General features: G+C 43.3%; 11 protein-coding genes, 1 tRNA gene and 2 pseudogenes. 6 read left to right on the top strand and 8 right to left on the bottom strand.

From position 1 onward, the window contains the following. The 3 genes and pseudogenes from IQ229_RS01040 to IQ229_RS01030 all read right to left on the bottom strand — a co-directional run. A pseudogene (locus IQ229_RS01040) lies at positions 1–238 on the bottom strand (CHASE2 domain-containing protein); the annotation flags it as partial. Between the two features lie 528 nt (positions 239–766). Further along, entirely contained in the window at positions 767–1,918 is a 1,152-nt protein-coding gene (locus IQ229_RS01035) for a DUF1822 family protein (protein WP_194040478.1), read from the bottom strand. 58 nt (positions 1,919–1,976) lie between these two features. Further along, positions 1,977–3,176, bottom strand: coding sequence for a sigma-70 family RNA polymerase sigma factor (locus tag IQ229_RS01030; protein ID WP_194040476.1), 1,200 nt, complete (start codon positions 3,174–3,176; stop codon positions 1,977–1,979). A 276-nt stretch (positions 3,177–3,452) separates the two neighbouring features. Here IQ229_RS01030 and IQ229_RS01025 point away from each other — a divergent pair, with 276 nt between their 5' ends. The 4 genes and pseudogenes from IQ229_RS01025 (at position 3,453) to IQ229_RS01015 (ending at position 8,387) form a co-directional block, all read left to right on the top strand. After that, positions 3,453–3,881, top strand: a complete 429-nt coding sequence (locus tag IQ229_RS01025) for a hypothetical protein (protein ID WP_194040474.1) — start codon at positions 3,453–3,455, stop codon at positions 3,879–3,881. Positions 3,882–4,015: 134 nt separating this feature from the next. Further along, positions 4,016–4,543, top strand: a pseudogene (locus IQ229_RS24770) (cysteine peptidase family C39 domain-containing protein); the annotation flags it as partial. A gap of 30 nt (positions 4,544–4,573) precedes the next feature. After that, positions 4,574–5,023: an HlyD family efflux transporter periplasmic adaptor subunit gene (locus IQ229_RS24765; protein WP_409339882.1), complete on the top strand. Its 450-nt coding sequence runs from the start codon at positions 4,574–4,576 to the stop codon at positions 5,021–5,023. Positions 5,024–5,180: 157 nt separating this feature from the next. Then, positions 5,181–8,387 carry a two-partner secretion domain-containing protein gene (locus IQ229_RS01015; RefSeq protein WP_194040472.1) on the top strand — a complete coding sequence of 1,069 codons (3,207 nt, stop codon included), beginning with the start codon at positions 5,181–5,183 and terminating at the stop codon, positions 8,385–8,387. Positions 8,388–8,454: 67 nt separating this feature from the next. On the opposite strand, the gene IQ229_RS01010 is transcribed toward IQ229_RS01015, so the two are convergent. Continuing rightward, on the bottom strand, positions 8,455–9,246 hold the full coding sequence (locus tag IQ229_RS01010; protein ID WP_228012959.1) for a DUF2252 family protein: 792 nt from the start codon (positions 9,244–9,246) through the stop codon (positions 8,455–8,457). A 177-nt stretch (positions 9,247–9,423) separates the two neighbouring features. Between IQ229_RS01010 and IQ229_RS01005 the strand changes: the two genes are divergently transcribed. Beyond that, positions 9,424–10,104, top strand: a complete 681-nt coding sequence (locus tag IQ229_RS01005) for a RibD family protein (RefSeq protein WP_194040470.1) — start codon at positions 9,424–9,426, stop codon at positions 10,102–10,104. A gap of 126 nt (positions 10,105–10,230) precedes the next feature. On the opposite strand, the gene IQ229_RS01000 is transcribed toward IQ229_RS01005, so the two are convergent. The 4 genes from IQ229_RS01000 to IQ229_RS00985 all read right to left on the bottom strand — a co-directional run bounded on the left by IQ229_RS01000 (position 10,231) and on the right by IQ229_RS00985 (position 12,059). Continuing rightward, positions 10,231–10,581: a histidine triad nucleotide-binding protein gene (locus IQ229_RS01000; RefSeq protein ID WP_194040468.1), complete on the bottom strand. Its 351-nt coding sequence runs from the start codon at positions 10,579–10,581 to the stop codon at positions 10,231–10,233. A 284-nt stretch (positions 10,582–10,865) separates the two neighbouring features. Further along, a tRNA-Pro gene (locus IQ229_RS00995) sits at positions 10,866–10,939 on the bottom strand. A 50-nt stretch (positions 10,940–10,989) separates the two neighbouring features. Continuing rightward, positions 10,990–11,355: a DUF1818 family protein gene (locus IQ229_RS00990; RefSeq protein ID WP_194040466.1), complete on the bottom strand. Its 366-nt coding sequence runs from the start codon at positions 11,353–11,355 to the stop codon at positions 10,990–10,992. Positions 11,356–11,411: 56 nt separating this feature from the next. Next, a complete protein-coding gene (locus tag IQ229_RS00985) occupies positions 11,412–12,059 on the bottom strand; it encodes a hypothetical protein (protein ID WP_228012957.1) in 648 nt (215 codons plus the stop codon). Positions 12,060–12,092: 33 nt separating this feature from the next. Here IQ229_RS00985 and IQ229_RS24390 point away from each other — a divergent pair, with 33 nt between their 5' ends. Then, on the top strand, positions 12,093–12,221 hold the full coding sequence (locus tag IQ229_RS24390) for a hypothetical protein (RefSeq protein ID WP_265582939.1): 129 nt from the start codon (positions 12,093–12,095) through the stop codon (positions 12,219–12,221). Positions 12,222–12,230: the final 9 nt, after the last annotated feature.

Here is a 12,230-nt window from a genome sequence, read left to right as displayed (position 1 = left end):
ATTCTAAGCTGGGGGCTTGGTTGAGTTCTTTAGGTAAACCAATCGGACGAGATGGCAACTTTAAATTATGATAAATAGATTGCCAACGGTGATAATCGCGGAGAATTTCCGGGTTGGGGGGAAGCTCACCTGTGATTTCCACAGTCGGGCGGACATTTTCATCGCCAATCTGTAGAGTTACGGTAAACCCTTGTTCAAAGTTTCCCTCTCCTAACTTTAAGATGATTAACTTGTCCACAGCTAGTTCTCCCTAGATGTTGAGTATGCCCGTAGGGACACGGCAGTGCCCATTGGTGTCAACTTAAGCCCAAACGCTTATCCCATATACGCTTTACCCCACCCTAACCCTCCCCTTGCAAAGGGGAGGGAACTGGATTTCCGGCTTCTTCCCTTTACAAGGTTAGTTAGTGGGCGACAATTCTCTAGCCCCTTTAAGAGGGAACTAGATTTCCGGCTTCCCCCCTTTACAAGGGGGGATTGAGGGGGGTAATTCGACTTGTATGTACACCGTAGCCTTGGTAAAGGGAGGGGCGGTTTTGGCTTTAAACAAAACCGGGGTGAGGTGACGCTGTGAGTAACCATAAGTGAATGAACTCAATATCACGTCTTGACAAGGGTTTCACGTTAAATTGACACCAATGGACACTGCCGTGCCCTTACACCCTGCTATATATATCTTGGTTGCTAAATAGGTTGTTGTGTGTAGTGAAATTTAGTTTAAGAGTAAATAATAGAGGCTAAACGTGAAGATTTCTGAAGGTAACATTTAAAACCGCAAAATCTCTCGGTCATAGTCTTCAGGTGTGGGTTCTATTTCCCAAACCAATCCTTCTCCTAGTTCCAAAATTACTTCCAAATACAACATATCTACAGGGGTTGTTGCCGTATCTTCATTATTTTCAAAAGCTTGTAAGTCTTCCGTTAGCAGTCGAAGCTTAAACCCAGCCGGAATTTGACCATCAAGAGTTGTACTTCGCAATTCAAAACGCCAAACATAATCCTCAGAAGCGCTTTTTGGTAAAATACGTAACTCGTATGTTTGCTCTGCAATGATTATTTGCCGAGACAAGCCGAGAACTGGTTCTGCACTCCGCATTCCGGCAGGTACTACAACGAATTCTCTTTTTTCCCATCCCCACTGTTGGGCTAAATTGGCTACTCCTGTCTGCAACCATTGCGGAATTGACTGTTGTATGAGTAAACCCTGACGCAGTTCATACAACTTTTTTCGCCAACCGCTATGTGTTAAGAGCGCACCCCAGAGTGAAAATGGAACTGCCAAACGTGGGAATTTCACATCGCGATCGCCCAATCTTTCTAAAAGGTTTTCTGCCTGGGTTTTGGCAATCGGATCTAAAGGTGCAATCTCAGCACGTAAAGCTTCTAGCTGATTAAGTTGGCGTGTAACCCACAGCACATTAATATCTGGAATTAAATCTTCACTTTCCAAGCTGTAAGTGCGATCGCCAGCATCGTAAACCCCTTTTGTTTTCAGAATTTGATGGGTTGTGTAACCAAAAACCTTCATCCAGCCCTCATCGGGATTAACTTGTACTGCTATGTAATAGTCAGCAACCCACTCTGGTATATCTACCCATTCTTGCGGTACCCGTAACTCATCGTCATCCATCGCCAAGGTGGGAATTAATACTAGGCGATCGCGATCGAAAGTAATAGCTGTGCCATTGACTACTTCCCAAAAACTCGGCAATGCCGCACTGTTAGGATAAACTCTGGCGGTGGGAGCAATTTCCTCCTTGAACCAAGGCAAAAATGCTTGCAAGCATTTTTGATTTACCCACCCACGTTGACAAGCACCAGCGGTTGAGTATCGTTGTTCTTGCGCCTCTGGAGATTGAGTAATTTCCAGGTATAAATGCTGTGAGTCAATAGTGAATGGGGCAGGTGGATTCAACATAAATAATTTGAAAATGGCTCCATATAAAGACCATACTAGGGAGAGGGAAGAGACAAAATTATTTCTTGTCTACTGATTGAATTTGGGTATGGCTATATTGGACTTTAAGCCATTCCTCTAAACTTGCGTTTATCGCATCTACTACGTCTGATTTAGGGGAAATATGCAAGGTGTTTTGACTCCATTGCGTCAGAGTCAGAAGCAATGACTTTTTAATGCTGCTCAGGCGACGAGAAACAGTATATTGCTTAATTTCTAGCTGTGCAGCAATTTCTTGTTGAGTCAGTTGTTGAATGTAGTAAGTTTGTAGTACTTTTTGGGACTCAGCATCGAGTGCAGCGATCGCTTCGGACAAAACTTGGTTTAACTGAGTTTGCTGCGATCGCATATTCGCAGCTTCTTCCTGCTCAATAATTTCTGTTAGTAAAGATGTTTGCCAATCTACAGGCAATATATCTAATAAACTACCCTCATCTTCTTTGAGGGGAGCGTCTGTGGAAACAAACTTAGGATAGAGGAAAGTACGGGCAGCTTTAGCAGCGGATAATACCCAGGTTTCTATAGTTTGCTGATTGACTGCGGCAGTGGGTGAACTCAATCGGCTTAAACGTTCTGCATTATAAAGATTACTAATAGCCTCCCAAGTCTGAGCATCTGGTTTAGTCAGTTGACGAATTTTTGTATTGTTACCCGTGTAGAGTTCCTTAAAGCATTCCCAGGCTAAAACATAACTCTCAATGCTTTCGGCGTTAAATCCGGCATTTTGTAATGATTGCACTAGTCGTTTACGGCTAAGTTTATGCAATAATGCCCAGTCTGAGCAAATGTCTGCTTCCCGACGTAAGCGTAGTGCATCTTTGATAATCGATTCAAAAGCTAATTCTGCATAGGCTTTTAAATGCGAACTGTATTGAGGGTTGAAAGTTTTGAGTATTTTGTTAATATGAGCGATCGTCATCTGAAAACAGTCTGCTACAGACGACTGCGTGGGAAAGTTGAGGGCGAATTTCCTGGCAGTCCAATAGCACACCTCTTGTAAATAAGCAGAAATATGTGCAAGTGCCACAGTACTAGATTGAGTCTGCCAAACTCTATACCAGTAAAGTGCCCAAAAGGTATCTGATTTCTCAGTTGACGACTCCAGACAAACTTTCATACTGCGTCGTAGTTTGGCATCTGTTGCCCAACCACTAAATTGATCTAGATCAAATTGCACAAATGTAGAAAAGATTTCAACAATGCCCTGTCGGGGTTGCATGGAATAGTTGTCGCTGTTTGAAACATAGCTAATTTTAATTATACAGCCATACAGCCAAAAGCTAATTCCTTGCTGCATAAGGATTTTACAGATTTTTTTCCAAATTTTCTATTCTCGGTGCATAAAAACTAAAAGTCATCGTAAAGAGTGATATGCAGAGAGATTCATTTAGTAAGTATCACAAAAAAGATGCAAGCAAGGTGAATCAAAACTGACTTAATCAGTTCTGCATGGGGCTTAAAGATAATATCAATCAACTAAAAAAGGAGAAAAACCATGTCGAATATTTCTACCTCTAGCAATTCCGTTGTCGATCAAGAACAATTATTTACTGACTTAACTCCCGAAGAAGGATCTGTCATTGAAGGTGGTGCTACGCTTTGGTTGTATAGCGCTACTGCAATTCAAGCAAATGCAGACTTCGGTAGTAGGAATGGAGACGACGTATATGCCAGAATAAATGGATATAAAACCAATAAAACTAACGACGTAGATGCTGGCGAAGCCGTCACTTTCAACATAGATAGGTATTTTAGTGGGACTGCAAGCATTAATTTCTTTGATTCCGACGGCGGTTTATTTACTGGTTCCGATGAATATCTAGGCGGTTTTACTGTTGGAAGCACTCCTACAAATGGTACTGTAACAACACGCATTAGTGGAAGCGGCTCTATTTATGACGTAGTCTACGCAGTCTATGCTTAAAAAGCACTCCTGAAAACTTTGAGATCGTCAATAACTCCAGGGTCAAATTTTTGGTTCTCAGGAGTTAAATATTGGGTGTCGGGGCTTTCTGCCCCGATTATCTTGCAGAGGATGAAAGATTCCATATACAAATTATGAAATACCCAATTATCCAACAACACAGCGAAGAAGACTGCGGGGCTGCGAGTCTTGCAACCATCGCCAAACACCACGGACGCACATTTACCCTCAACCGCATCCGAGAAGCCGTAGGTACTGGTTCTAGAGGAACATCCTTGCTGGGATTGAAGCGGGGTGCAGAAGTACTAGGATTCAACGCCCGCCAAGTTAAAGCTAGTCCCCAATTACTCGACCAATTAGATCAAGCTCCCCTACCAGCAGTTATCCACTGGAAAGGGTACCACTGGGTCGTTTTATACGGGCAAAAAGGCAAAAAATATGTCATTGCTGACCCTGGTGTTGGTATCCGTTACCTTACCCGTCAAGAATTAATGGCAGGTTGGGGTAATGGCGTCATGTTACTGCTGACTCCAGACGACAGTCGTTTTTATCAACAAGAATCAGATAAAATTGGCGGACTGGGAAGATATCTGCAACGGGTTTGGCCTTATCGTTCTATTCTCGCCCAAGCGATCGCAGCTACTGCCGATGGTATCATTTCCCAACTCAATCTGCGAAACCCAGGTCAAACTGTGCGTGCTGGCGAGGAAGTATTGCAAATTGTCCCCTCTGATGCACCTCAAGTTTTGAAGGCAGCAGTGGCATCTGATGAGCAAAGTAAGTTAAAAATTGATCAAAAAGTCCAAATGCGGGTAAGTGCTTGTCCTTACCTAGATTATGGTACTCTGAATGGTCAAGTGCAGACGATTTCTCCAGATGCGTTCGGCAAAGCCGTGCCGAAGGCATTCGCTCCTCAAAAAAATGGCACAAATGCATCTATGAATGGAACTACTAACCCAAAAGCTACTGCGCCTGGTGCTTTTTATGAAGTGACTATTGAACCAGAAACTTTGGTTTTAGGTAAAGGGAAAAACCAGTATCACATTCAATTGGGTATGGAGGGTAGGGTTGATATTATTTCCCGTGAAGAAACGGTACTGCAATTCTTTCTCCGTAAGGCGAGGTTGATGACTGATTTGTAACTTTTTTTTGGGAAGTATTACCTAACCTTAAGTTTTAAAAACTTTACTCTCATCTAGTTACAATATCTGCTGAAATTAAATTAATTGCGGAAGAATTTATCAATAGATTGAGCGCATACTGACAGGTAGTAAATAAGCAGGAGAGGCTGATTCTGATATGGCAACCTGGAGAAATAGGAATTGGCGCTCAAATTTATTAGGAGTTTTTTGCATTATTGGAGCGATTGCTTATGTCATCTTTTGTTCTGAGAATCACGCCTTAGCCCAGATTATCCCTGATGAAACATTGGATGATAACTCTTCAAAAATCACTCCCAATGTCAATATTAAAGGACTTCCGGCTGACCGTATTAATGGCGGAACAATTCGCGGTGCAAACCTGTTCCATAGTTTCCAGGAATTCAATGTGGGTGAGTTGCAGCGTGTTTATTTTGCCAACCCCACAGGAATCTCCAATATTCTTACACGAGTGACGGGAAGTAATATCTCCAATATTCTTGGCACTTTGGGGGTGGATGGTAGCGCAAATTTGTTTTTGATCAATCCCAATGGCATTTTATTTGGGAACAATGCACGACTGGATGTGGCGGGTTCCTTTGTAGCGAGTACGGCGAATTCTTTTGTGTTTGGCAATGGGTTGGAACTTAGTGCAACAAATCCTCAGACTCCTTCACCATTACTAACAGTTAATCCTTCCGCTTTGCTATTCAATCAAATTACTGCTGCACCGATTCAAAATAATTCAGTCGCCCTAGCAGGATTCAATAAGTCCGGCTTTGATGCCTTTGGTTTACGTGTAGCAGATGGTCAAAGTTTGCTACTAGTGGGTGGCAACATCAGCATGGATGGTGGAAGGTTAAATGCTTTTGGTGGGCGAGTTGAGTTGGCAGGATTGGCAAGTGCAGGAACAGTTGGGCTGAATGTTGATGGCAATAACCTAAGTTTGAGTTTTCCTCAAGGAGTACAACGAGCAGATGTATCACTGATTAATCGCGCTCAAATAAATGTTCGTACAGACAATGGTGGCAGCATTGCAATCAACGCTCGGAATTTGGAGCTTTCAGAAAGAAGCAGTCTGCGGGCAGGAATAGGATTGGGGTTGGGTTCGACTGATAGCAAGGCAGGAAACATTGAGGTCAATGCAACAGGAGCAGTTAATCTTAGGGATGGCAGCCTGATTTCTAACGCTATGATCGGCGCAACTGGAAAGGGCGGAGATATTAACATAACGGCAGGATCATTTGCGCTTACAAATGCAGCTACTGTGCTAACCAGTACCTTTGGGCGGGGAGATGCTGGAAATGTCACGCTTCAAGCTCAAGATGGGGTTGCATTCATCAATGGCTCCTACATAGGTACCAGTGGTTTAGGACAGGGAAATGCGGGGAATGTGACGATTTCAACCGAAGGTGCCATTGTTTTGGATGCTCTGGACAGCCCTGGACCTAATATCACCGGTGTATTTAGTAATGTAGAGAGTAATGTAGAGTCGGAGATTGTAGGTAATGCAGGTAATATCTACATCAAGGCAGCGTCAGTTTCTTTAGCCAACGGAGCGAATATATATAATCAAAACTCAGGAAAACTTGGTAATGCAGGCAATGTGATTATCCAAGCTCGTGGTAGCGTTTCCTTTGATGGCGTAAGTATAGATAAAAGTTCTACCAGTGGCGTTTTTAGTTTTTTGGGATCTGATACTGTGGGTAGGGGAGGAAACATCAGTATCACTACAGAGACGCTTTCACTTACTAATGGCGCTCAAGTAGCCAGTAGCACTTATGGGCAGGGTGATGCAGGTAATATCACAATTGATGCTCGCAATACCGTTTACTTTGATAACAGTACTATATTTAGCAGGGTGGAAGAAAAAGGTAGAGGACAGGGAGGAGATATCCGCATTAGTGCCAAATCACTCTCTCTTAGTAATAATGCTCAACTGCTTGCTAGTACCTTGGGACAGGGAAATGCAGGAAGTATCATAATTGATACAGCAGATACTGTATTCTTGGATGGTAATAGAACTTTTGCCTTGAGTACGTTAGAAAAGACAGGCGAAGGAAGGGGTGGAGACATCCGCATCACTACAAGAGCGCTCTCCCTTAGCAATGGCGCTCAACTAGCTAGTAGTAGTGACGGTAATGGTAATGCAGGTAATATCATAATTAATGCCCAAGAAACCGTTTCCTTGAGTGGAGATGATAATATTGCCTTCAGTACTTTAGATGATGATGGCAAGGGTCAAGGTGGAGACATTAACATCACCACAACATCCCTTTCGCTTACTAATGGCGCTCAACTGGCTGCCAGCACTTTTGGAAAGGGAAATGCGGGCAATGTCAATATTGATGCCCAGGACATTACCTTTGCTGGTGTAGGTCGTAATGGCTTGTTTAGTGGTGCTTTTAGTAGTGTAGAATCTGGGGCAGTTGGTGACGGGGGTAACATCAATATCACAACTGGCTCCCTTTCTTTAAATAGTGGTTTTCTGAGTGCCAGTTCATTAGGAGAAGGAAAGGCAGGCAACGTAAAAGTCGAGGCAGACTCTATCCGTCTCGATCAAGGTGGTATTGTATCTTTAACTACATCTGGTAACGGAGGAGATATTGTCGTATCGGCAAAAGATATCTTCTTGCTGCGCCGTGAAAGTCTGATTTCAACCACCGCAGGCATTGCCCAAGCTGGTGGTAATGGTGGCAACATTACCATTAACACTCCTTTCCTCGTTGCCGTTCCCAATGAAAATAGCAACATCACCGCCAATGCCTTCAAAGGCTCTGGTGGCAAAGTCACAATCAATGCTACTGGTATTTTTGGTATGACAGTTCTGAGTCGAGAAGACTTGGTGCGCCTTTTGGGAACTAACGACCTAGCTGAACTCGACCTTCAAAAGCTTCCAAGTAGCATCACGGCAATTTCTCAGACAAGTCCTACTTTAAACGGTCAGGTAACTATCAATACTCCAGATACTGACCCTAGTCGCGGCTTAATTCAACTACCCTCTAACCTCGTTGATGCATCCCAACAAATTGCCCAAGGTTGCACTCCCAGAGGAAGACAAAACGCTAGTCGTTTTATCGCTACAGGACGCGGTGGATTACCCCAAAGTCCTAACGAGCCGTTGCGGGGACGAGCAGTAATTACTGGTTGGGTAGATTTGCCCGCACAAGCAACAGCCATCACGGATAAATTATCTACTGCATCTATGACCAAATCTACCGATCCGATTGTGGAGGCTCAAGGATGGATTGCCGATGCTAATGGTAATATTATGCTCGTGGCTCAATCTCCTCAAAGTTTTTTTATTCCCCTGCCATGTCCTGTAGTCAATAATTTGTTACTCCAATCGGGGGAGGAATTACGATGAAACCCAAGAGCGATCAAAACAATCAAATGCATTACCTAATTTTAAGTTTTAAAAACTTTACTCCGATCTAGTTAAAATATCTGCTGAAACTAATTGTAGAAAAATTGATCAAGACGGCTAGCTGAAAACCATTAATGTTAGAATAGGTGCTGCTGGATACAGGCTGGAGATTTGAGGCTGTCTTGAAGACGCGATTGTTACTGTTATTTAGCACTGTGTACTGTTTTAAAAACCTAAAACGGCTCTTCTCTGATGCCTTTTGAATTAAATCTTTGACCACACCGTTCGTATTGCTAGATTCTAAACGGTACGACAGTTCATCATTGGTTCCCTTAAAGTCGTTCATCTTATTGAGGTAAGCATCCAAGAAATTTCGCACAACATCCTCAGCATCAGTTGAGTTAAGACCATTCTCTTTAGCTACCAACAGAATGGAGACTGCCATCCGTCGCAAGTCCCAAACGTAAGGGCCAAGATAGCCCTCATCAAAGTCGGTGGTGTCAAAAACGTTGTTGTCTTTGCTATCTCTTATCGCTCCAAGATTTTGCAGATGCATATCTCCTTCTAACCAGATGGCTGAGGTTAAAGAGTTTACAAATTCTGAACTTGGTAAGGTCTGCATATCACGATAAAAAATGTGAGCCGTCCCCCGATAAAAGGTGAAAGGGCTGTCTTTAGCTGTCATCTTTTGCATCTTCGTTGCCAGTTCTTGAGGCAATTGAGAAGCAAAGGGATGATTATATTGGTAAATTTCATTTACTACCCAAGTTGAACGGGGAGTTGCAGCTTGAACTGGAGATGCAAATCCCAAAATTAAAATCAAGACAAATACGATGATTGCAGATATGTGTTTAGGCATGATAGTTTCTGAGGCGTAAAAAAACTCTTGTGTAGAGAGAATCATTCAACAACAGTTTTTTAGCACCTTCAGCCATAGTTCGCAAAGTAATTTAAAGCACAACGCAATAACTATTCACTCTCAAGTATTGAGGGGATTCAAAAAGGTAAAATTATAAAGAATCGTTACAACATAATCATGTCAGCTATCCAAACAACTGTAGTTCTTGCCATGACGGCCGATGGAAAAATTAGTGCCGTAGATCCGAAAGCGCCCCGTGAACCCGATGTAGTCGATCAAGCACACTTGGAATATCAAGCCTCCCTTGCCGATCTATTGCTGGTAGGGGCAGGGACAATTCGGGCTGAGGGGGGAGCCTTTACAATTCGCGATCGCGAACTGTTGGCAGCGCGTGAGGTTCGGGGTCAGTCTCCTCAGCCGATTACTTGCGTTGTTTCAGGTTCCCTGAACTTATCGCCGGACTTGCCTTTTTTGAGTCAGGACATTGAGCGATGGATATTTACCACACGGACTGCTTTAGAGCGCAGTTCTGATACAGCAACTTTGCAAAAACTGGCTGAATTAATTGATTTGGGAGATACAGACCTGGACTGGGATCGGGCCTACACCTTGATGGCAGAGCGGGGTATTCACAAAGTCGTTGCTTTGGGAGGTGGCTCTTTAACAGCTGCTCTAGTTAAGGCAGGGCGAATTGACGATTGGTGGTTGACCATTTGGCCGGTCATTTTTGGGGGAAAGCACGCCCCTAGCCCAGTGGAAGGAGAGGGTTTTCTTCCCTATGCTGCTCCTCATCTAGAACTCATAGAAACTCGTCAGGTTGGAAGTGAGTTGTTTTTACACTACCGTACAGTCAAGTGAAAACGCGCTACCAGAATTAAGCACTATGAGCGTTGATATTAAAAAGCAGGGGAGCAGGGGAGCAGAGGAGCAGGGGAGAAGTTGCAGTAAGCTTTTCGCCCTCTGCCCCCTGCCTCCTGCCTCGCATCAACCAGGGGGCCAATCCAACTGCCGTCCTCCCAAAATATGCAAATGTAAGTGATGGACTGTTTGACCGCCGTCATCACCAGCATTGATGACGACTCGATAACCATTTTTTAGTCCAGCTTCTTGGGCAACACGTTTAGCAGTTAACAAAAGATGCCCCAACACAGCATGATCCTCAGATTCAGCCTCAGCTAGTGTGGCAATGGGTTTTTTGGGAATGACGAGGATGTGAACGGGCGCTTGGGGATGGATGTCTTTGAATGCCAGGGCTAAATTATCCTCATAAACAATATCAGCGGGAATTTCCCGACGAATGATTTTGCTGAAAATCGTTTCTGTACTTTCACTCATGCCAATCTACCTACTAATCTGCTAGAGATTTTATATTAAGTCCGCCTAATTACTTATCACTGACAAAATTTGATTATGCGGGTAATACCATTTTGGATTTTAGATTTTAGATTTTGGATTGTGAAACATCCACTGGATAAGTGTTTCAGTTTTCCATCTGTCGCAATCATTTTTCAAATTGGTATAACATCCCTATTTACTGTTCGGTTAGGTTTTTTCAGGAAAAAGCTATGAAAAAACCTGCTAACCTTTTAAAAAGACTAGCAGGTATGGCTTATCATCAATCGGAGCGGCGGGATTCGAACCCACGACCTCCACTACCCCAAAGTGGCGCGCTACCAAGCTGCGCTACGCCCCGGTCAGAATTCCTATCATATAGCAACACTGTAAGATAATCAAGAGGCAATTTTAAAAAACCTTAAGCATCCCACTAGCTTGCAGTAAATCTGGAACAGCAGAAGCATTCCATTTACCTTCTACACATCGCCCTGTATTCAAGATGAAGCGCAGACTGTAATCATCAGGATAGCCTTCCACTTCCATCCATAATAAATCGCTTTCGGCTTCACAAGTAATTTTTTCCTCTTCCATCAGTTCAGTTGCGAGTTGCTTCATGGTGTCTGCTAGCTGTGCTAGTAGACGACAAAAATCATTTAACTCGGCTTCGGTTAACTCAATTGCCCAATCATCTGTACCAACTAAACCTTTAAATTCGAGTGTATCGGGGTTCCAGCCAATACGCCAACCCGATCCGGTTTTGACAACACGTTCCATAAAAAGTGAGGAGTGAGGAGTTAGGAGTTATTAATTTACAACTTATAACTCTTCTATTACTTAAGTAGTTCAGCACCTCCTCGTTGTGGTGGCTGCGGGGTAGTTGATGTAGTCGGACTGGGTGCGGTATCGGGGTTAGGAGGTAGTGTATTTTGGGAAGCAGGATTAAATATATTGACTAAGACTTGTACTAGGGCATCTCGCTGGCTGCGGGTGAGGCTCTTGATGGCTTTGCGATCGCCTTCTATCGGATTTTTCTGTAGTGCATCATTTCCTGGATAGGTAGTATCATACATAATTTCGTTCGCACCCAGGTAATCAGCTAAAGTCAGTTTCCAATCTAAGCGATAAATTGGGGCACGCCCTTTGGTGTAAATGTGATATCTAATTAGACGATTTGCTAAGGTATTGCTTTCGGCAACTTTCCGATTTTCTTTGCTGATATACTTATTTTCCCGTGGAAAATCTGGCAATTGCTGATACACTAACTGCCAAACATCGCCGGGAGTGATTCTCTGGGCAGAAGCAGGTTGAATACTAAATAAATTTCTATGTATTAATTTATCCGCCCCTGAACCCAAAACAATTACACTCACTAGTATTAAGGTAAGCAGTAGTGGTGTTAGCGGGAGCGGGGCGTTTCGCTTGTACTGAGTTGTGAGTTTTGAGAAAATTGATTTAAACAGAAATTTTTTCTTTTTCATAGAACAATATTCTGGGTGTTGCTGAGTGAAAATATGAATTTGCTTTATTCAGAATTCAGCACTCAGCACTCAGCACTCAGCACTCAGCACTCAGCACTCAGCACTCAGCACTCAGAACTCAGAACTCAGCACTCAGCACTCAATCTTATAGTTCGCCGATAATTTCTGGTT

Source organism: Nostoc cf. edaphicum LEGE 07299 (genome assembly GCF_015207245.1).
Lineage (GTDB): Bacteria > Cyanobacteriota > Cyanobacteriia > Cyanobacteriales > Nostocaceae > Nostoc > Nostoc edaphicum_B.
This window is presented reverse-complemented; position numbering and strand designations above follow the sequence as displayed.